Genomic DNA, 21097 nt, shown 5'->3' on the forward strand with positions numbered 1-21097 from the left:
GGATTACGACAATGGCAAAGAACGCTAACAAGACCATCACGGTCGAGCAGGTCGGCAGCCCGATCCGCCGCCCGAAGGAGCAGCGCGCAACGCTGATCGGCCTCGGCCTCAACAAGATGCATCGTCGTCGTACGCTCGAGGACACTCCGGCAGTGCGCGGCATGATCGCCACCGTTCAGCATCTCGTCCGCGTCGTCGACGAGAAGTAAGCTGGAGCGCAGGAGAAGAACGATGAAACTCAACGAACTGCGTGACAACGAAGGCGCGACCCACTCCAAGAAGCGTCTCGGACGCGGCATTGGCTCGGGCTCGGGCAAGACCGGTGGTCGCGGCGTCAAGGGTCAGAAGTCCCGTTCGGGCGTTGCGATCAATGGCTTCGAGGGTGGCCAGATGCCGCTCTACCGTCGCCTGCCGAAGCGTGGCTTCACCAACATCTTCGCGAAGGAATTCGTGACGGTGTCGCTGGGCCGCGTCCAGGCTGCGATCGATGCAAACAAGCTCGACGCCAAGGAAACCGTTACGGCTGAAGTGCTGGTGAAGGCCGGCGTGATTCGCCGCGTCAAGGACGGCGTCCGCCTCCTGAGCGACGGCGAGCTGAAGGCCAAGGTTTCCTTCGATCTGGCCGGCGCCTCCAAGGCCGCCGTCGAGAAGGTCGAGAAGGCTGGCGGCTCGGTGAAGCTGCCTGAGGCGGCTTCCGCCGAATAACAATCCGTGATCAAGCGGCTACCCGGTCGGGTGGCCGCTTGCATCTTTACCGCCCGAAGCCTATTTCGAGGCTTCGTCGACACGTGCCCGCCTCGTGCGGGCTTTCGAACGTGAGCTAGCGGAGAATTTGCATGGCATCGGCTGCTGAGCAACTTGCATCAAATCTGAATTTCGCAGCCTTCGCTAAGGCCGAAGACCTGAAGAAGCGCATCTGGTTTACGCTTGGCGCGCTGCTCGTCTATCGACTCGGCACCTACATCCCGCTTCCCGGCATCAACCCGGAAGCCTTTGCCCACGCTTTCACCCAGCAGGCGGGTGGCGTGCTCGGCATGTTCAACATGTTCGCCGGTGGCGCCGTTGGCCGTATGGCCATCTTCGCGCTCGGCATCATGCCCTACATCTCTGCCTCCATCATCATGCAGCTGATGACGTCGGTCATTCCGTCGCTCGAAGCGCTGAAGAAGGAAGGCGAGCAGGGCCGCAAGATCATCAATCAGTACACCCGCTACGGCACGGTGCTTCTCGCGCTCGTCCAGGCCTACGGCATTTCGGTCGGACTTGAGAGCGGCAACGGCATCGTCACCGATCCGGGCATGTTCTTCCGCGCCTCGACCGTCCTCACGCTCGTCGGCGGCACCATGTTCCTGATGTGGCTCGGTGAGCAGATCACAGCGCGCGGCATCGGCAACGGCATTTCGCTGATCATCTTCTCCGGCATCGTCGCCGGCCTGCCGCACGCCATCGGCGGCACGCTGGAACTGGGCCGCACCGGCGCTCTGTCGACCGGCCTGATCATTGGCATCATCATCCTGGCCGTCGTCGTCATCGCCGCGATCGTGTTCTTCGAGCGCGCTCAGCGCCGGCTGCTGATCCAGTACCCGAAGCGCCAGGTCGGCAACCGCATGTTCCAGGGCGACACGTCGCACCTGCCGCTGAAGCTGAACACCTCGGGCGTCATTCCGCCGATCTTCGCTTCGTCGCTGCTGCTGCTGCCGGCCACCATCGCTGGCTTCTCCAACACGCAGTCGATGCCGGGTTGGGCAAGCAGCATCCTGGCCGCCCTCGGCCATGGTCAGCCGCTCTATATGCTCTTCTATGCCTCGATGATCGTGTTCTTCGCGTTCTTCTACACGGCGATCGTCTTCAATCCGAAGGAAACCGCCGACCAGCTGAAGAAGCATTCCGGCTTTATCCCCGGTTATCGTCCCGGCGAGCGTACTGCCGAGTACATCGACTACGTACTCACCCGCATCACCGTCATTGGCGCCATTTACCTCGTTCTCGTGTGTCTTCTGCCTGAATTTCTGATTTCGGCGACCGGCGTGCCGTTCTATCTCGGCGGTACTTCGCTGCTGATCGTCGTAAGTGTCACACTTGACACAGTTGCACAGATTCAGGGACATCTGATTGCCCATCAGTATGAAGGGTTGATCAAGAAGTCGAAGCTCCGCGGGGGCAAGAGGGGAAGATGAGGCTGATACTGCTCGGACCGCCCGGGGCGGGAAAGGGAACACAGGCGCAGCGCCTGGTTGAGAAGCACGGAATTCCGCAACTATCGACCGGCGACATGCTGCGTGCGGCCGTGAAAGCCGGCACCGAAGTCGGCAAGCGCGCCAAGGCTGTGATGGATGCGGGGCAGCTTGTCTCCGACGAGATCGTCAACCAGATCGTCTCCGAGCGAGTCGACGAGCCGGATTGCCGCAAGGGGTTCATCCTCGACGGTTATCCGCGCACCGTTCCGCAGGCCGAGGCTTTGACCCGGATCCTGGCCGGTAAGGGGCAGGGGCTCGACGCTGTGATCGAGCTCAAGGTCGACGAATCCGCGCTGCTGAAGCGCATCGAGAATCGCGTCGCCGAGACTGTCGCCGCCGGCGGTCAGGTTCGGGCGGACGACAATCCCGAGTCGTTCAAGAAGCGGCTCGACGAGTATCGTGAGAAGACCGCTCCGCTGTCGGCCTATTATGCCGGCACGGGCGAGTTGAAGACGATCGACGGCATGGCGGACATGGATACCGTGACCGCCGAGATCGAGAATATTCTCGGAGAAGCTGCTGCACGCGCCAGCTAAGGCGTCGCAGTTGACTAATTCGGCCTTGTGGACTATAGCGGCGCGTCTCCCAATCTGGCGCGATCCGCATAGTCCTATAAGGACATGCCGATCGTATTGAAGAAGGAACACCCGCAAGGGCCGGTCTCCACCGGACGCGGGGTAACGCAATCGCCGGTATGACCGGCACAATGGAGAAGAAGATGGCCCGTATAGCTGGCGTCAATATCCCGACCAACAAGCGCGTGATCATTGCGCTTCAGTACATTCACGGCATCGGCCCGAAGTTCGCTTCCGAGATCGTTGAGAAGGTGGGCATCCCGACCGATCGTCGCGTCAACCAGCTCACGGACGCCGAAGTTCTGGCAATCCGCGAAACCATCGACCGCGACTACCAGGTTGAAGGCGACCTGCGCCGCGAAGTTTCGATGAACATCAAGCGTCTGATGGACCTCGGCTGCTACCGCGGCCTGCGTCATCGCCGCTCGCTGCCGGTCCGCGGCCAGCGCACGCACACCAATGCGCGCACCCGCAAGGGCCCTGCAAAGGCCATCGCCGGCAAGAAGAAGTAATTTGAGGGAATAGGGGAGTACGGGAGTAGGGCAGTATGATCAGGGTGCGGCAAGCCGCGGCCTTCAGCATACTCCCGACTTCCCTGCTCCCTCACTCTCTTGAAGGTGTAGCCGCTGGAGTTACGGCGGCGTAGAGATCACTTGAAAGGACAAAAATGGCCAAGGAAGCCGGACGTATTCGCCGTCGCGAACGTAAGAACATTTCGTCGGGTGTCGCCCACGTCAACTCGACCTTCAACAACACGATGATCACCATCACCGACGCGCAGGGCAACACCATTGCCTGGTCGTCGGCTGGCGCTCAGGGCTTCAAGGGTTCGCGTAAGTCGACCCCGTTCGCTGCCCAGATGGCTGCCGAAGATGTCGCCAAGAAGGCGCAGGAGCATGGCATGCGCACGCTCGAAGTCGAGGTTTGCGGTCCGGGTTCGGGTCGTGAATCGGCTCTGCGCGCTCTGCAGGCTGGCGGTTTCACCATCACGTCGATCCGCGACGTGACGCCGATCCCGCACAATGGCTGCCGTCCGCGCAAGAAGCGTCGCGTCTAGTTCATTGTTTTAATGCCGCATGGGCGCAATTCCGCGCTCATGCGGTTTTTTCCAGATCGCCTGTCACGATTGGATAGTGCAGGGAACCGGAAGGATGACAAGATGATCCAGAAAAACTGGCAGGAACTGATCAAGCCCAACAAGATCGAGTTCTCGTCCAAGGGCAAGACACTGACGACGCTGGTCGCAGAGCCGCTCGAGCGTGGTTTTGGCCTCACTCTCGGCAACGCGCTTCGTCGCGTGCTGCTTTCGTCGCTGCGCGGCGCCGCTGTCACGGCCGTGCAGATCGATGGCGTGCTGCATGAGTTCTCGTCGATCGGCGGTGTGCGTGAAGACGTCACCGACATCGTGCTGAACATCAAGGAAATCGCTATCCGCATGGAAGGCGATGGCCCCAAGCGCATGGTCGTTCGCAAGCAGGGCCCCGGCCCGGTGCTGGCAGGCGACATCCAGACCGTGGGTGATGTCGAGATTCTCAATCCCGACCACATCATCTGCACCCTGGACGAGGGCGCCGAGATCCGCATGGAGTTCACCGTCGACACCGGCAAGGGCTACGTGCCGGCTGACCGCAACCGCGCCGAAGACGCTCCGATCGGGCTCATCCCGGTCGACAGCCTCTACTCGCCGGTCAAGAAGGTGTCCTACAAGGTCGAAAACACTCGCCACGGCGAGGAGCTCGACAAGGACAAGCTGACCATGACCATCGAGACCAACGGTTCGGTCTCGGGTGAGGACGCCGTCGCTTTCGCGGCTCGCATCCTGCAGGATCAGCTCGGCCTGTTCGTGAACTTCGAAGAGCCGCAGAAGGAAGCTGCTGCAGAGCAGGTTACCGAACTCGCGTTCAACCCGGCGCTGCTCAAGAAGGTCGACGAACTCGAGCTTTCGGTGCGTTCGGCCAACTGCCTGAAGAACGACAACATCGTCTATATCGGCGACCTGATCCAGAAGACCGAGGCGGAGATGCTGCGCACCCCGAACTTCGGTCGCAAGTCGCTGAACGAGATCAAGGAAGTTCTGGCCTCGATGGGTCTCCATCTGGGCATGGAAGTGGCCGACTGGCCGCCGGAGAACATCGAAGATCTCGCCAAGCGTTACGAAGACCAATACTGAGGCGTAGGCCTCTCGAACCAAGATTTGAAGGAGTAAGCCATGCGCCATGGATTCGCCGGCCGCCGGCTGGGCCGCAGTTCCAGCCACCGCAAGGCAATGTTTGCCAATCTGGCCGTCTCGCTGATCGAGCACGAACAGATCACCACCACCCTGCCGAAGGCGAAGGACCTGCGTCCGATCGTCGAGAAGCTCGTCACGCTCGGCAAGCGCGGCGACCTGCACGCCCGCCGTCAGGTCATCGCCCAGATCGGCAACGAGCCGGTCGTCAAGCGCCTGTTCGACACGATCGCCCCGCGCTACGCCACCCGCAACGGCGGCTACCTGCGCATCATGAAGGCGGGCTTCCGTCACGGCGACAACGCCCCGATGGCTGTGATCGAGTTCGTTGAACGCGACACCTCCGCCAAGGGCGCTGCCGACCATGCCCGTACGGCTGAGGAAGCCTCGGAAACGGAAGCCGCTTAATCGGCTCTGGTTCGTCGGAATAGCGAAAGGGGCCTTCGTGGCCCCTTTTTGCTTTTCCAGCCGATCGCTACATGATCCCGAAAGGCGCTCTTGCTCGGAAGACCCGCTTGAATTTCCGGCAAGAAGCCTTTCATTTTGCACAATCGTCGTGACAATGGCGCCCGCTCGTTCAGGAGGATTCGCATGGTCGCGAAAAAGCTTTCCCTGGTTCTGACTGCCGCTTGGCTCGCCGCTGCGCCTTTCGTGGCCGCGCCGGCATGTGCCGAAGATGCGCCGCCACCGGCGCCACCGCCAGCGGAGCAGAAAACCGAAGCGCCGGCACCGGCGCCGGCCCCCAAGGAAGAACCCGGCCTGAAGGAAGTACTGTCGGAGTTCCTGGGCAAGGCGGAGGAAAGCCTGCCGACCCAGGGCAAGCGCCTGCCGCTCGGCAATGCCGAACTTCAGCTTTCCTTCGCGCCTCTGGTCAAGACGACCGGGCCGGCCGTGGTCAATGTCTATGCTTCGCAGCAGGTTCGCGTGCGCTCGCCCTTCGCGGGTGATCCGCTCTTCGAACAATTCTTCGGCGGTCAATTTGGCGGCCAGGCGCCGCAGCGCATGCAATCCGCGCTGGGTTCCGGCGTGCTGGTCGATCCGAGCGGGATCGTGGTCACCAACAACCACGTCATCAAGGACGCAGACGAAGTGAAGGTCGCGACCTCGGACGGGCGTGAATTCCCTTCGAAAGTGCTGCTGAAGGACGATTCACTCGATCTGGCGGTGCTCAAGATCGAGGACAGCAAGCCGTTCCCGGTCATTCCGGTCGGTGATTCCGATGCGCTCGAGGTGGGCGACCTCGTGCTGGCAATCGGCAACCCGTTCGGCGTCGGCCAGACCACGACCAGCGGTATCGTTTCGGCGCTTGCGCGCAGCCACATCGGCGTGTCCGATTTCGGTTTCTTCATCCAGACGGACGCGGCGATCAACCCGGGCAACTCGGGCGGCGCGCTCATCAACATGGGCGGTCAGTTGGTAGGCATCAACACCGCCATCTTCAGCCGCAGCGGCGGCTCGATCGGCATCGGTTTCGCCATCCCGTCCAATATGGTCCGCGCGGTGGTCGAATCGGCCAAGCAGGGCAGGGACTATTTTGAGCGACCCTTTATCGGGGCGACGTTCGAGCCTGTGACGGCTGCAATCGCGGAGTCGCTCGGCATGGCGCAGCCGGCTGGCGCGCTCGTCTCTGCCGTGTCTGCCGACGGCCCTGCGGCCAAGGCCGGCCTCAAGCCGGGCGACGTGGTGCTGTCGCTCAACGATATCGCCATCGAGCATGTCGACGCGCTGGGTTATCGCCTGGCGACGTTGTCGATCGATAATCCCGCAACGCTCAACATCCTGAGCCAGGGCGCGGAGAAGAAGGTCGAGATCACGCCCATTCGCCCGCCGGAAGACGCGTCGGCGGCCGAGATCACCATCGACGGCGAGAGCCCCTTTGCGGGCGCCAAGATCACGGCACTCTCGCCGCGGCTGGCGCAGCGGCTCGGCATGCCCTCGGAGGCGAAGGGCGTGGCGATCGTCGACATCCAGCGCGGCTCCAGTGCGGCCGAGTTCGGCTTCATGCCGCGCGACATCGTTCGCGAGGTCAATGGCTTGTCCATCGACACGCCCAAGAAGCTCAAGCAGTCTGCTGCGCAGAAGACGCGGTGGTGGCGCTTCACCGTGGAGCGCAACGGCCAGCTGATGCGCCAGGTTCTGCGCTACTGAGGTTGAAACGAGTATGGCCGATCTGTTCCAGGCCGAACCGGAGAAGGCAGCGCCCGGGCGCCCGCTGGCTGACCGCCTGCGCCCGGCGAGCCTTGCAGAGGTCGTCGGCCAGGAGCATCTGACCGGCGAGGACGGCGCGCTGACGCGCATGATCCGCTCCGGCTCGCTGGGGTCGATGATCTTCTGGGGCCCGCCCGGCACCGGCAAGACCACTGTGGCGCGGCTCTTGGCTGGCGAGACGCACCTTGCCTTCGAGCAGATTTCCGCGATTTTCTCCGGCGTGGCGGACCTCAAGAAGGTTTTCGACGGCGCGCGCCTTCGTCGTGCGAATGGGCGCCAGACCCTGCTGTTCGTGGATGAGATCCATCGCTTCAATCGCGCCCAGCAGGATTCCTTTCTTCCGGTGATGGAAGACGGAACCGTCATACTGGTGGGCGCGACGACTGAAAATCCGTCATTCGAGCTCAATGCCGCGCTTCTGTCGCGCGCGCGGGTGCTGGTCTTCCGCTCGCTCGACGAGGACAGCATCGCCAAGCTGCTCAAGCGCGCCGAAGAGACGGAAGGCAAGCCGCTGCCGCTCGACGACGAGGCCAGGGCGACGCTGATGCGCATGGCCGATGGCGACGGCCGCGCTTCGCTGACGCTTGCCGAGGAAATCTGGCGCGCGGCGAAGCCAGGCGAAATCTTCGATTCGGAAGGTCTCCTGCGCATCGTGCAACGGCGCGCGCCGATCTACGACAAGGGCCAGGACGGCCATTACAACCTGATCTCGGCGCTGCACAAATCGGTGCGCGGCTCCGATCCGGACGCGGCGCTTTATTACCTTTCGCGCATGTTCGATGCCGGCGAGGATCCGCTCTATATCGGCCGCCGGCTGGTGCGCATGGCGGTTGAGGACATCGGTCTTGCCGACCCGCAGGCACTGGTCATCGCCAATGCCGCCAAGGATGCCTACGACTATCTCGGTTCGCCCGAGGGCGAACTCGCCTTCGCGCAGGCCTGCGTCTATCTCGCCACTGCCCCCAAGTCGAACGCCCTCTACACCGCCTTCAAGGGCGCGATGCGTGCCGCCAAGGAGCACGGCTCGCTGCTGCCGCCGCGCCACATCCTCAATGCGCCCACCAAGCTCATGAAGGAAGAAGGCTACGGGGACGGCTACCAGTACGACCACGACACGCCTGAAGCCTTTTCCGGGCAGGATTATTTCCCGGAGAAGATGGGCCGCCACACCTTCTACGACCCGCCTGAACGGGGTTTTGAACGCGAGATCAGAAAGCGGCTCGACTATTGGTCCAAGCTGCGCAGCGAAAAGAGCCGCGGCAAGTAGAGCGGCGCCTCAGGCTGGCCTTTCGTATGGCGCTGGCCTTTAGCCCGCGAATTTCGTAAACACAGCCAAACGCACCCCCAATTTTCCGGTTAGAAAAATGAACAAGAAGTCTCTCAAGACCGTTCGCAAGATCGGCATTGCCGTAGTTGTTCTGGCGGTCGCCTTCTATTTCATTCCGATCATCACGGCCTTGTTCATCCTGTGCGGCCTGATCGACGTGATGCGCAACGACCGCAAGGACACCAGGCTCTTCAGCCTCTACTTTGCCGGCAACGGCCTGTTCACCTGGCTGCTGTCGCCCTTCAACCTGTTCGTCGACCTTCTGTCCTACAAGAACTGGGGCGTGTGGAAGCTGGAGCAGTTCCCCGACGACTATCGCCGCGAGGTCGAGGAAGTGCTCGACGTGTTCAAGGCCAGGCAGTCGGAAATCATTTCGGACATCGACGCGAACTTCGAGAGCGGTCGCCGCGGCATGTATGTCTACCAGTGGTACGGCAAGCAGCACATCGACAACGTTCCCGAGTTTACCCGCAAGTTCAAATATATCCGTACCATCGCGGTGTCGGTGTTCAGCGGCCGGGAATCGACCTCTTTCCACTATGGTCCGCTGCGGCTGACGCTGCGCGTGCTCTACAACCTCCGCCCTGCGAAGACCGACCAGATCTTCATCGAGTGCGGCAACGTCAAGCACTTCTGGTATGAGAATCCGCTGTTCATCTTCGACGACACCTTGATGCATCGTTCGGTCAACGAGCATGACGGCCGTCGCTATTGCGTGTTCATGGACGTCATCCGCCCGTCTCCGGTGCCGGGTTTCCTGTCCATGCTGCTCGCCGGCATTTCCATCAGCGTCGACCGCATGAAGGCCATGTTCTACAAGAACTGGAAGATGATCGGCGCGCGCGACCCGAAATCGGCGCCGGCCAAATAGAGCATGATCCCGAAAAGTTGCAGACTTTTCGGACAAGATCAGGCTCCAAAAGCAGCATGATCCCGAAAAGTTGCAGACTTTTCGGACAAGATCTTGCTCCAGAAGCAAGAACCTGAGCGGTGGCGATTCAACAGAAGTCATCCCGCTCTAGGCGGATTGGCCTTCTGGCCCATTGAACATCGATCCGAAAGGTGCGAACCGGTTCGGAACGATTATGACAGAAACAAGCGGCATCGCTGCCCATGGTCGAGGCGAGGCTTTCGAGCCGGCCCGGGCCGTGGGCAACATTCATTTCGGATGAAGCCGCGCACTGCCCGGTGCTTAACGCCCGGGCGATTTGGACTGGATGAAATGGCAGGCGTAGAGCAGATCAAGGTTGAAGCCGGCGAGGCGGGCATGCGGCTCGACCGCTGGTTCAAGGCGCACTATCCGGGGCTCGGTTTCGTGCAGTTGCAAAAGCTGTTGCGCTCGGGGCAGGTCCGCATCGACGGCGGCCGGGCCAAGGCCGACACCCGCGTCGAGCCGGGGCAAATGGTGCGCGTACCCCCGCTGGAGGTCGACAAGAAGGGCGAGGGCCCGCTGACCGCGCGCACCATGCGCAACCAGGACGATGCCGATGTGCTCTCCCAGATGCTCCTCTACGAGGACGACAAGGTCTTCGTCTTCAACAAGCCGGCTGGGCTCGCCGTCCAGGGCGGTTCTGGCGTCAACCGTCATGTCGACGACATGCTGGAAGCCTGGCGCAACAAGAAGGGCGAGAAGCCGCGCCTCGTGCACCGGCTCGACCGCGACACGTCCGGCGTGCTCGTGGTGGCGCGAACGCGCCTTGCCGCGATGAAGCTCGCCGAGGCGTTCCGGGGCCGCGACGCCAAGAAGACCTATTGGGCGCTGGTCAAGGGCATGCCCAAGAAGTCCGAGGATAAGATCTCCACCTGGCTGATCAAGGAGATCACGCCGGATGGCGACCGCATGCGCGTGGCCAAGCATGGCGAGCGCGGCGCCGACCACGCCGTGTCCTACTACCGTGTCATCGAGCACGCTGCGCAGCGCCTCACCTGGCTCGAGATGGAGCCCTACACGGGCCGCACGCACCAACTGCGCGTCCACGCCGCCCATATCGGCTGCCCGATCATCGGCGATCCGAAATATTTCGAAGCCGACACCAATTGGGATTTTCCGGGCGGCATGCAGAACCGCCTGCATCTCCATGCGCGGCGCATCCGCATCCCGCATCCCAGCGGCTCCGGCGTGATCGACGTCACCGCGCCGCTGCCGCCGCATATGCGCCAGAGCTGGAACCTGCTCGGATTCGACGAGGCGAACGGCGAGCCCGAGGAATGAGCGTCGGAGAAATTCCGGAGCGGCGCGACACGATCGATTTCGCCGCGGCGGCGATCATGATTTTCCTCACTGTCTCGTGGGGGCTGAACGGCGTCGCCGCCAAGTTCGCCAATATTGGCTTCAGCCCCGTCTTTCTGTCGATGGCGCGATCGGCCATCGGCGCGCTGATCGTCTTCGCATGGTGCCGCTATCGTGGCGTGCGACTGTTCGAACGCGACGGCACCTTGCCGGCCGGCATATTGGCCGGGCTCTTGTTCAGCAGCGAATTCCTGCTGGTGTTCATCGGGCTCCAATACACGACGGTCGCGCGCAGCACACTGCTTTTGAACGCCATGCCCTTCTGGGTGCTGGTCGGCGCGCATTTCCTGCTCGGCGAGCGTATGACGCTGCAGAAGTGGATTGGCCTCGCACTGGCCTTCGCCGGCGTCGTGGTGGTGTTTTCCGACAAGCTCAGCAGTCCCGGTCCGCAGGCGCTGGCCGGCGACGTGATGGCCTTGCTTGCCGGCGTGTTCTGGGCGGCGACCACACTGGCGATCAGGGGCACCAAGCTTGCCAATGTGGGTTCTGAAAAGCTGCTGCTTTACCAACTCGTCGTGGCGACGGTGACGGCTATTCCGCTCTTGTCGGTGGCCGGTCCGGTATTCCGCGACATCACCTGGGTGCCGATCGCAGCCGTGCTCTTTCAGGCTGTGTATGTGGTCGCCTTCACCTATATTGTATGGTTCTGGCTGTTGCGGCGCTATCCTGCCGCGGGGCTGTCCAGCTTCGCCTTCCTGACACCCGCCTTCGGCGTTCTGTTTGGCGGCGTGCTGCTGGGAGAGCCGCTGGGACAGCGAATGTATCTGGCGCTTGGGCTGATCGTCTGCGGCATCATTGTCGTCAACAGGCGCATCCGCCGCCCGCCAGTGTGAGGAAATTATGCGCGACCTTCTGAACGATCTCGAGACTTCCGATTTCCTGTCCGATCCCGATCCGGTGCGGCGGGCGCAGGGCCAACTCAAGCGGCAACTGCCCAAGCGCTTCTACAAGGAAGTGACGGTTGCGCCGGTGGCCGAGGGCTTTGCCGTGCATCTTGACGGCAAGTCGGTGCGCACGCCCACCAAGGCACTGCTCGAGCTGCCGACGGCGGCCGCAGCGCAACTGGTGGCCGACGAGTTCGCCGCACAGGAAGAATATATCGACCCGATGACCATGCCGGTCACCCGATTGGTCAACACCGCCATCGATGGCGTGGCGAGCGACCCGCAGGCGGTGCTGGAAGACATCCTGCGCTTCTCCTCGACCGATCTGCTCTGCTATCGGGCCGACAGCCCGGAGGGGCTGGTGGCGAAGCAGGCAGAGGCCTGGGATGGCGTTCTGGACTGGGCGCGTGCTTCGCTTGGTGCGCGTTTCGTGCTTGCCGAGGGCGTCATGCATGTCGACCAGCCGCGCGAGGCGATCGGTGCCATCGGCATCCATCTCAGCCATCGGACGGAGCCGAACAGGCTCGCCGCGCTTCACCTGATGACGACGCTGACCGGCTCGGCGCTGCTCGCTTTGGCCGTGGAGGCGGGAGAGCTTGACGCCGAGACGGCCTGGGCCGCCGCTCACGTCGACGAGGACTGGCAGATCGCGCAGTGGGGCCAGGATTCCGAGGCGGTCGCGCGGCGCAATAACCGCAAGCGCGACATGATGGCCGCGGTCAATCTGCTGGCGGCACTCTCGCAGCGCTGATTGCAGGCCCGGCGCGGCGGCACGTCTGTTGTGCAAAGTGTCCGCCCAAATGCGCGTACCTGCCTAATTTTTGTGCTTCGCTTTAGAGCCCGCATCTCCTGAACCCGAGGAGATGCGGGCTTTTTCAATCTGGCACGCAGCTTGCTTTTTACATCTGCGGACGGTCGCCAGTGGCCGATGCAGATGATGAGAGGTTTAGCATGACGAAGTACAAGCTCGAGTATATTTGGCTGGATGGATATACGCCGACGCCCAATCTTCGCGGGAAGACGCAGGTCAAGGAATTTGCGGAGTTCCCGAAGCTGGAGCAGCTTCCGCTCTGGGGCTTTGACGGCAGCTCCACCATGCAGGCGGAAGGCCGCAGCTCGGATTGCGTGCTGAAGCCCGTCGCACTTTATCCCGATCCTGCCCGCACCAATGGCGTCCTGGTCATGTGCGAAGTGATGATGCCCGATGGCGTCACGCCACATCCGTCCAACTCGCGCGCCACCGTTCTGGACGACGACGACGCCTGGTTCGGCTTTGAGCAGGAATATTTCTTCTATCAGGACGGCCGTCCGCTCGGATTCCCGGAGCAGGGTTATCCGGCCCCGCAGGGCCCGTACTACACGGGCGTCGGCTACAAGAATGTCGGCAACATCGCTCGCCAGCTCGTCGAGGAGCATCTCGACCTCTGCCTCGCCGCCGGCATCAACCATGAAGGCATCAATGCCGAAGTGGCCAAGGGCCAGTGGGAATTCCAGATTTTCGGCAAAGGCTCGAAGAAGGCGGCCGACCAGATCTGGATCGCCCGTTACCTGCTGCTGCGCCTGACCGAAAAATACGGCATCGACATCGAGTTCCACTGCAAGCCGCTGGGCGACACAGACTGGAACGGCTCGGGCATGCACTGCAACTTCTCGACCGTCCATATGCGCGAAGTGGGCGGCAAGGACTATTTCGAAGCGCTGATGGCTGCCTTCGAGCGGAACCTCGACGATCACATCGCCGTCTACGGCCCGGACAACCATCTGCGCCTGACCGGCAAGCACGAAACCGCGCCGTGGAACAAGTTCAGCTATGGCGTGGCCGATCGCGGCGCCTCCATCCGCGTGCCGCACAGCTTCGTCAACAACGGCTATCGCGGCTATCTTGAGGATCGCCGCCCGAACTCCCAGGGCGACCCGTACCAGATCGCTTCGCAGGTGCTGAAGACCATCTCCGAAGTGCCGACCATCTCGGAGAAGAAGGCGGCAGCCTAAAAATTAGGCAGGGGAACACTCAAATGGCCAGGAGGCGACTCCGGGCCATTCTTTTTTGGCACGAAGCGGATGCGCTAGATGCGCGCACGCCTCCAATGAAAAAAGGCCCCGGATTGCTCCGGGGCCTTTTCCTTTTAATTTCTCGGGGCTTAGATCGAGTAGTACATGTCGAACTCGACCGGATGCGGGGTCATTTCGAAGCGCATCACCTCGGCCATCTTCAGCTCGATGAAGCTGTCGATCTGGTCGTCGTCGAACACGCCGCCGGCCTTCAGGAAGCCGCGGTCCTTGTCGAGGGCCTGCAGCGCTTCGCGCAAGCTGCCGCAGACGGTCGGGATCTTCTTCAGTTCCTTCGGCGGCAGGTCATAGAGATCCTTGTCCATCGGCTGGCCGGGGTGGATCTTGTTCTTGATGCCGTCGAGGCCGGCCATCAGCAGGGCCGCGAAAGCCAGATACGGGTTCGCGCCCGGATCGGGGAAGCGGATCTCGACACGCTTGGCCTTGGGCGAGGAGCCGAACGGAATGCGGCAGGAGGCCGAGCGGTTGCGGGCCGAATAGGCCAGCAGCACCGGCGCCTCATAGCCCGGAACCAGACGCTTGTAGGAGTTGGTCAGCGGGTTGGTGAAGGCGTTGATGGCCTTGGCGTGCTTGATGACGCCGCCGATGAAGTAGAGGCAGTTTTCCGACAGGCCGGCATATTCATTGCCCGCAAAGGTCGGCTTGCCTTCCTTCCAGATCGACATGTGCACGTGCATGCCCGAGCCGTTGTCGCCGAAAACCGGCTTCGGCATGAAGGTCGCGGTCTTGCCATAGGCATTGGCGACCTGATGCACGACATACTTGAACAGCAGCATCTTGTCGGCGTTGCGAACCAGCGTATCGAACTTGACGCCAAGCTCGTGCTGGGCGGCCGCCACTTCGTGGTGGTGCTTTTCGACGCGCACGCCCATTTCGGTCAGCACGGTCAGCATTTCCGAGCGCATGTCCTGCGCAGCATCGATCGGCGGAACCGGGAAGTAGCCGCCCTTGACCCGCGGGCGATGGCCCAGGTTGCCGGTCTCGTAATCGGTGTCGTCGTTGGACGGCAGTTCGCTCGAGTCGAGCTTGAAGCCGGTGTTGTAGGGGTCGGCCTTGTACTTGACGTCGTCGAAGACGAAGAACTCGGCTTCCGGGCCGACGAAGATGGTGTCGCCGATGCCCTCGGCCTTCATGTAGGCCTCGGCTTTCTTGGCGATGCCGCGCGGGTCGCGGTTATAGGCTTCGCCCGAAACCGGATCGAGAATGTCGCACAGGATGACCATGGTCGACTGCGCAAAGAACGGATCCATGTGGACGGTGTCCGGATCCGGCATCAGCAGCATGTCGGACTCGTTGATCGCCTTCCAGCCGGCAATCGACGAGCCGTCGAACATGACGCCGTCGGCGAACATGTCTTCATCGACCTCGGCAATGTCCATGGTGACGTGCTGCAGCTTGCCCTTGGGGTCGGTGAAGCGAAGATCGACAAACTTTACGTCGTTGTCCTTGATCTGCCTAAGGATGTCTTTGGCTGTCGTCATATGTCTGAATTCCTGTGCAATGACGTTGAAACGGGAGAATCTTTAGGGGGCTGCCTGTCAGATGGCGTCCAGGCCGGTTTCGCCGGTGCGGATGCGCACCACTTCCTCGATGTTGGAGACAAAAATCTTGCCGTCGCCGATGCGCCCCGTTTGGGCCGCCTTCCGGATCGCCTCGATGGCCGCTTCGACGGCATCGTCGCCCAGCACCACCTCGATCTTCACCTTGGGAAGGAAGTCTACGACGTATTCGGCGCCGCGATAGAGTTCCGTGTGGCCCTTCTGGCGGCCGAAACCCTTGGCTTCGGTAACCGTGATGCCCTGCAAGCCGACTTCCTGAAGGGCCTCCTTCACCTCGTCGAGCTTGAACGGTTTGATGATCGCTTCGATCTTCTTCATTTGATCTTTCGGCCTCCACTGGGAATGAACGGGGCAGACCCGACTGTGCTTCTTTAAGCAGGAAGCGTGCCAGTCGCCAGTCTGCGCAAGGATTTTTCCTTCGGGCTGAAAAGAAAGCGAAAAATTGCGCTTGGGGTGCAATCTGTTCACTTTCGATGCAGACTTCACCGAAGGACGGCGAAGAAAATCCAATCAGAAGATCAAAACTTGTGCAACTCGCCTAAAGTTTGGGCATTTGCGCCGGCAATCGACCCGTTGCGACCTCCGATCTTGAGCCATGGCCTCCATTTTGGGCAAGGCCGCGATATGATAGTCATCATGCGTTCCGACCTCTTGGGATGAGCCTGGCATGTCGCATGAAATCCTGACCCCGAGCGAAATGGGCCGAGCCGACAAGCTCGCGATGCAGCACGGGCCGTTCGACGGCTATGGGCTGATGTCGAATGCCGGCACGCAGATCGCCACGCTGATCCTGGCGCGCTTTCCGGAAATGCGCTGCGCGCATGTGCTTTGCGGGCCCGGCAACAATGGCGGCGACGGCTATGTGGTCGCCCGGCTACTGGTCAAGGGCGGCGTCGACGTGCATTTGTGGGATGAGGGAGAGCCTCGCGCCGGCAGCGATGCAGCCATAGCCGCTGCCGACTACCCGGTTGAACCGCGCCCGCTGGCTGATTTCATGCCCGAGCCCGGCGACCTTGTCGTCGATGCGCTCTATGGCGCCGGCCTTTCGAAGCCGCTGTCTGAGGCGGCTGCACGCGCTGCGCGTGTCGCCAAGGAAAGCAGTGTGCCCGTTGTGGCGGTCGATCTGCCGTCCGGCGTTTCCGGCGAGAGCGGCCAGATACTCGGTGACGCATTCGCCGCGGCCCTGACCGTCACTTTCGCGCGCAAAAAACCCGGCCATCTGCTGGAGCCCGGCCGGACGCTCTGCGGCGATGTCGAGGTCGTCGACATCGGTATAAGTGATGAGGTCATCGCCGAGATCGGCCCGCGCTGCTTCGAGAACCTGCCCGATATCTGGCTGGAAAAATTTCCGGTGCCGGCATTGGACACATACAAATATCGTCGCGGCCATGTCGGCGTCTTTTCCGGCAGCCCTACGGCGACCGGCGCGGCGCGACTTTCAGCGATGGCATCGGCGCGCGTTGGGGCAGGGGCGGTCACCGTGCTCTCGCCGACGCGCTCGCTGGCCGTGAACGGCGCGCATCTGACCTCCATCATGCTGCGCAAGGCCGATACGCTGGACGAGGTGCTGGGCTTTCTCGACGCGCGCAAGCCGCAGACCCTGGTCTACGGGCCGGGACTGGGGCCGGAGCAGGAAGTCGCCAATTTCCTGCTCGACCTGCTTGCTGCAATCGATGGCGCGCCTGAAAGCCTTGTGCTCGACGCGGATGGGCTGACTTCGGCTGCATTCCAGCCCGAAGCGCTGTTCGCCGCTCTGCATGCGCAAGGGGCGCCCAAGGCGATCATGACGCCGCATGAAGGCGAATTCCGGCGTCTGTTCCGGGATATCGCCGACGACACGAAGTTGTCGAAGGTAGAAAAGGCACGTGCCGCGGCCGCGAGAGCGGACGCCGTGATCGTCTACAAGGGGCCGGATACGGTGATTGCTTCGCCGGACGGGCGAGCCGCGATCAACAGCAACGGCACGCCTCTGCTGGCGACGGCAGGTTCTGGCGACGTGCTGTCCGGCCTCTGCGCCGGGCTGCTGGCACAGGGCATGCCGCCCTTCGAAGCCGCCTGCGCGGCGGTGTGGATCCATTGCGAGGCCGCGCGCAGCTTCGGCCCGGGCCTCCTCGCCGAAGATTTGCCGCTGGCACTACGGCCGGTCCTCGGCGATCTTTTTGCGCGCAAGGGTTGGATGGGCTAGGGCGGCGCCACCTTCGTCATCCCCTCTCCGTCGCGCTTCGCGCGCCACCTCTCCCCGCGAGCGGGGCGAGGAACCGGCACCCGCCAAAGTCACGACCTCTCAGAACTTGGGTTCCTCGCCCCCATGAAATGGGGGAGAGGTGGCGCGCGAAGCGCGACGGAGAGGGGGTGCGGCGGCCAGAAAACGGGGATGGATTCCTGAGAATTCCGAAGTCGACCAAAGCTAACCCACTGAAATCATTTGCCCCAAAACAAAAATCACCACCTGCTTTCTCCCCCACATTGCCGCCTCCCGCATAATGCCCGCATCGGCCTCACCGGGAACACGGGTCATGAACCGGATGAGCGTGGAGGGCGACGATGTCCGGGCTGGTGGTGCTACGGTCGCACTGCTGGGTGATGAACCCCCAAGTCCGGGCCCAGGGTGTGGCTGGCCGCGCGAATGCGGAGGCGAACAAACCCAGGCAAGAGCATCGAACGGGCGGTCGCGGAGACCGCAGATTTACTTAAACGAGCGCGTTTCCCGACCGCCCGTCTTCCCAGTTCTTTGAACAAGCCAGACGGTCAAAAAACCGGGCGTGGCAATGAATAGGTGCGTGCCCTGAGCCTGTCGAAGGGCGAGGCTCGCCCTGCGGGCGAGCGCCTCAGCATGAGGGAGCTAGGCGCCACGCCTCAACTCAGGAGAGGGGGTGGGAGCCGCCGGTAGCCCTCATGGTGAGGTGCGCAGTGCAGCGAAGCGAAACGGAGCCTCGAACCACGAGGGCGGGATGGAGCACGCCGACGTTTTACCCGCCAGCCAATTCGCCGCGGGCCTTGGCGGCGGCGATCTGGCGGATTGCGTCGGCCAGCGTGTCGGTGTCCTGCGCGCCCATCACCGCATATTTGCCCTCGAACAAGAAGCAGGGAACGCCGGTGATGCCCATGCGCGAGGCGGTGGCGACCTCACCGGCAACGGCCTCGCTATCGGCATCGGTGGCAAGCATTGCCGCCACCACCGGCGCGTCCATTCCGGCTTCGCCCGCGGCCTCGACCAGCACTGCATGGTCGCCGATGTTCTTGCCTTCCTCGAAATAGAGCTGGAAGAACCGGCGTGCGAGCCTGCCCTGCACCTCGGCGCCGCTGGCGCTGGCCCAGCGCAGCACGCGATGGGCGTCGAGCGTGTTGGGCGACATCGTGATGCCGCCGAAGTCGAAATCGATGCCCTCGACCGCTCCCAACTCCTTGATCCTGCTGTGCATCTCGCGCAGGCGGTCGGCGCTGCCGAACTTCGCCAGCATGTATTCCTGGCGGTCCTTGCCTTCGGGCGGGATGGTCGGATCGAGCTGAAACGGCCGCCAGCGGATTTCGACATCCACGTCCGGCACAGCCGCGACCGCCTTGTCCAGCCGCTTCTGGCCGATAAAGCACCAGGGGCAGACGACATCCGAGACGACGTCGACCGTGAGGGACTGCTGGGGTGCGGTCATAGCGGGGTACCTTCCTGCCGGTCAGTCCGGCTTGTGCCACCAGGTGGGAAGTTGATACCCGAATATAGGAGTCCGGTCCGGGTGCGCCAGATAGTTCCAATAGACGACGAATTTCCGGTTGTCGTACTGCATCGGCACCATGTAGGCGCTGGAGATCAGCAGCCGGTCAAGCGCGCGCACGGCCGCGATGTAGGAATCCTTGTCGCGCGCATTGAGCAACGCCTCGATCATGGCGTCGATCGCCGGGTCGGACGCGCCGGACAGGTTGAACGAGCCCTCGGCTTTGGCGGATTCCGAGCCCCAGCGCCCGAGCAGCTCGATGCCGGGCGACAGCGATCCGACAAAGCCTGTGTTGCCGATCAGCATGTCGAAGTCGAAGCGCTGCTTGCGCATCTGGATCTGGTCGGCCTCGAGCGCGCGAATGGTGACCGCAATGCCGATCTTGGCCAGCGTGCGCTGGTAGAGAGCCGCCAGCCGCTCCTCGCTTTGCGAAGCGGTGAGGATCTCGAAGCTGAAGGGCACGCCATGCGGATCGAGCAGCTTGCCGTCTTCGATGCGGTAGCCGGCGCTCTTCAGGAGATCGAGCGCGGCCTTGAGTTCGGTGCGGTCGCGGCCGGAGCCGTCAGTCTCGGGGGGCAGGTAGGTGCCGTCCATGACCTCCGGCAACACCTTGCCGGGGAAGGGCGCGAGCAGCTTCCGCTCCTCCTCGCTGGCCGGGCGGCCGAGCGCGGACAGTTCCGAATTCTGCCAGTAGCTCGCCGTGCGCTTGAACTGGCCGTCGAACAAATTTTTGTTCGCCCATTCGAAGTCGTAGAGCAGGGCCAGCGCACGGCGCACGCGCGGGTCGGCAAACTTCGGCAGCCGCGTGTTGAACAGGAAACCCTGGACGACGGGCGGCAGACCGTTGTCGAAGGTCTCGGTCACCACCCTGCCGTCGCGCATGGCCGGAAAGTCGAGATCGCGCTCGCGCTTGACCGGGTCAGGCTCCTCGTAGAGCGAGCACAGCCCTTTCTTGAAGGCCTCGAAGAGGGAGTTCGCGTTGAGGAAATACTCGATGGTGATGCGATCGAAATTGTCGTAGCCGCGCTTGGAGGGCAGGTCCTTCGCCCAATAGTCGGGGTTGCGCTGGAAAACGATGCGCTGGCCCGGCACGACCTGTTCGACCCGATAGGGACCGCTGCCGACCAACGGCTTCAGCGTCGTCTGGTCGAAGGTCTCCTTGTCGAACGCGTGCTTGGGGACGATCGGCGTCATCGCAATGATGAGCGGAAATTCGCGATCGGCGTTTTCGTTGAAGGTAAAACGCACGCTGCGCTCGCCCGTCTTCTCGAGCTTGGCGATCTTCTTCATGCGATCGCTGTAGGGCGGGCGCCCCTTGGCGGTGAAGACGTCGTAGGTGAAGAGCACGTCGTCGGCGGTCACCGGCTCTCCATCCGACCATTTGGCGTTCGGATTAAGATGGAACTCCACGACCTTCCGATCAGGCGAGATATCGAGCGAATCGGCGAGCAGGCCGTAAAGCGAAAACGCCTCGTCGGCGCTGCGCTGCATCAAGGGCTCGAACACCAGATTGCCATAGATCGTGTCGATCATGCCGCGCGCGGTGGTGCGCAGGCTTTTCAGGATGAACGGATTGAGGTTGTCGAAGCTGCCGACAACGCAATAGGTGACGCTGCCGCCCTTGGGCGCATCGGGGTTCACATAGGGAAAATTGCGGAAACCGTCCTTGAGCGCGGGTTCCCCCTGCATGGCGATGGAATGCATCGGCTCGGAAAGGCCTGCGCTTACGCTTCCAAGCAACATGGCCGCCCCGGTGCAGAGCGAAAGAAATATGCGGCTTCTCACCGGCGTCCTCGACATAGCAACTTCGATTTGATTCGTATTTGAATCTAACATGACGGCGGTATTGTGAGCTTAGTTGAGTCTTCCCCCAATAATCACAGTGGACGGGGCTGGATTCGGGACGCGGGGCAGTGTAACACGCCGGCAAAAGTCATGCTGTTGCCTCAATTACCAAACAGGTAGCGTGGCGACGGCACCGCGAGCCGGTCCCGGAATCATTTGAGAGGA

Annotated in this window: 20 protein-coding genes; 16 read left to right on the forward strand and 4 right to left on the reverse strand. The window is 62.4% G+C overall.

The window, feature by feature from the left end; genetic code table 11:
- The first annotated feature begins 11 nt into the window (after positions 1–11).
- The 15 genes from rpmD (at position 12) to C7I85_RS03345 (ending at position 13740) form a co-directional block, all read left to right on the forward strand.
- Positions 12–209 (forward strand): 50S ribosomal protein L30, encoded by a 198-nt coding sequence (rpmD, locus tag C7I85_RS03275; protein ID WP_106722491.1) that lies wholly within the window; start codon positions 12–14, stop codon positions 207–209.
- Positions 210–231: 22 nt separating this feature from the next.
- Positions 232–705 (forward strand): 50S ribosomal protein L15, encoded by a 474-nt coding sequence (gene rplO / locus C7I85_RS03280; protein ID WP_106722492.1) that lies wholly within the window; start codon positions 232–234, stop codon positions 703–705.
- Between the two features lie 131 nt (positions 706–836).
- The gene (gene secY, locus C7I85_RS03285) at positions 837–2177 is read left to right on the forward strand and encodes a preprotein translocase subunit SecY (RefSeq protein WP_106722493.1); all 1341 of its coding nucleotides are present in this window, start codon (positions 837–839) and stop codon (positions 2175–2177) included.
- Positions 2174–2773, forward strand: a complete 600-nt coding sequence (locus C7I85_RS03290) for an adenylate kinase (protein WP_106722494.1) — start codon at positions 2174–2176, stop codon at positions 2771–2773. Before secY ends, C7I85_RS03290 begins: the two co-directional genes overlap by 4 nt.
- Positions 2774–2955: 182 nt before the next feature.
- On the forward strand, positions 2956–3324 hold the full coding sequence (gene rpsM, locus C7I85_RS03295) for a 30S ribosomal protein S13 (RefSeq protein WP_106722604.1): 369 nt from the start codon (positions 2956–2958) through the stop codon (positions 3322–3324).
- Positions 3325–3479: 155 nt separating this feature from the next.
- Positions 3480–3869, forward strand: a complete 390-nt coding sequence (rpsK, locus tag C7I85_RS03300; protein ID WP_106722495.1) for a 30S ribosomal protein S11 — start codon at positions 3480–3482, stop codon at positions 3867–3869.
- Between the two features lie 102 nt (positions 3870–3971).
- Positions 3972–4982 (forward strand): DNA-directed RNA polymerase subunit alpha, encoded by a 1011-nt coding sequence (locus tag C7I85_RS03305; protein ID WP_106722496.1) that lies wholly within the window; start codon positions 3972–3974, stop codon positions 4980–4982.
- 39 nt (positions 4983–5021) lie between these two features.
- Positions 5022–5447 (forward strand): 50S ribosomal protein L17, encoded by a 426-nt coding sequence (rplQ, locus tag C7I85_RS03310; protein ID WP_106722497.1) that lies wholly within the window; start codon positions 5022–5024, stop codon positions 5445–5447.
- Between the two features lie 183 nt (positions 5448–5630).
- Positions 5631–7187 carry a Do family serine endopeptidase gene (locus C7I85_RS03315; protein ID WP_106722498.1) on the forward strand — a complete coding sequence of 519 codons (1557 nt, stop codon included), beginning with the start codon at positions 5631–5633 and terminating at the stop codon, positions 7185–7187.
- 13 nt (positions 7188–7200) lie between these two features.
- The gene (locus C7I85_RS03320) at positions 7201–8514 is read left to right on the forward strand and encodes a replication-associated recombination protein A (protein WP_106722499.1); all 1314 of its coding nucleotides are present in this window, start codon (positions 7201–7203) and stop codon (positions 8512–8514) included.
- Positions 8515–8611: 97 nt separating this feature from the next.
- Complete coding sequence (locus C7I85_RS03325; protein WP_106722500.1) at positions 8612–9445, forward strand: aspartyl/asparaginyl beta-hydroxylase domain-containing protein; 834 nt, start codon at positions 8612–8614, stop codon at positions 9443–9445.
- Positions 9446–9796: 351 nt separating this feature from the next.
- Positions 9797–10786: an RluA family pseudouridine synthase gene (locus C7I85_RS03330; protein WP_106722501.1), complete on the forward strand. Its 990-nt coding sequence runs from the start codon at positions 9797–9799 to the stop codon at positions 10784–10786.
- Entirely contained in the window at positions 10783–11697 is a 915-nt protein-coding gene (locus C7I85_RS03335) for a DMT family transporter (RefSeq protein ID WP_106722502.1), read from the forward strand. The genes C7I85_RS03330 and C7I85_RS03335 overlap by 4 nt, the downstream gene beginning before the upstream one ends.
- A gap of 7 nt (positions 11698–11704) precedes the next feature.
- Positions 11705–12499 (forward strand): ATP12 family chaperone protein, encoded by a 795-nt coding sequence (locus tag C7I85_RS03340; RefSeq protein ID WP_106722503.1) that lies wholly within the window; start codon positions 11705–11707, stop codon positions 12497–12499.
- Between the two features lie 200 nt (positions 12500–12699).
- A complete protein-coding gene (locus C7I85_RS03345) occupies positions 12700–13740 on the forward strand; it encodes a glutamine synthetase beta-grasp domain-containing protein (protein ID WP_106722504.1) in 1041 nt (346 codons plus the stop codon).
- A 149-nt stretch (positions 13741–13889) separates the two neighbouring features.
- Here the strand turns inward: C7I85_RS03345 and glnA are convergent, their stop codons facing one another.
- Positions 13890–15299: a type I glutamate--ammonia ligase gene (gene glnA, locus C7I85_RS03350; RefSeq protein WP_106722505.1), complete on the reverse strand. Its 1410-nt coding sequence runs from the start codon at positions 15297–15299 to the stop codon at positions 13890–13892.
- Positions 15300–15356: 57 nt separating this feature from the next.
- The gene (locus C7I85_RS03355) at positions 15357–15695 is read right to left on the reverse strand and encodes a P-II family nitrogen regulator (RefSeq protein WP_106722506.1); all 339 of its coding nucleotides are present in this window, start codon (positions 15693–15695) and stop codon (positions 15357–15359) included.
- A gap of 349 nt (positions 15696–16044) precedes the next feature.
- Here C7I85_RS03355 and C7I85_RS03360 point away from each other — a divergent pair, with 349 nt between their 5' ends.
- Complete coding sequence (locus tag C7I85_RS03360; RefSeq protein ID WP_106722507.1) at positions 16045–17562, forward strand: NAD(P)H-hydrate dehydratase; 1518 nt, start codon at positions 16045–16047, stop codon at positions 17560–17562.
- 784 nt (positions 17563–18346) lie between these two features.
- Here C7I85_RS03360 and C7I85_RS03365 read toward each other — a convergent pair.
- Together C7I85_RS03365 and C7I85_RS03370 are read right to left on the reverse strand one after the other, a co-directional pair.
- Entirely contained in the window at positions 18347–19027 is a 681-nt protein-coding gene (locus tag C7I85_RS03365; RefSeq protein WP_106722508.1) for a DsbA family oxidoreductase, read from the reverse strand.
- A gap of 21 nt (positions 19028–19048) precedes the next feature.
- Positions 19049–20830, reverse strand: a complete 1782-nt coding sequence (locus tag C7I85_RS03370) for an extracellular solute-binding protein (RefSeq protein ID WP_106722605.1) — start codon at positions 20828–20830, stop codon at positions 19049–19051.
- Between the last annotated feature and the right edge of the window lie 267 nt (positions 20831–21097).

The organism is Pseudaminobacter soli (ex Li et al. 2025) (assembly GCF_003012705.1).
GTDB lineage: Bacteria > Pseudomonadota > Alphaproteobacteria > Rhizobiales > Rhizobiaceae > Pseudaminobacter > Pseudaminobacter soli.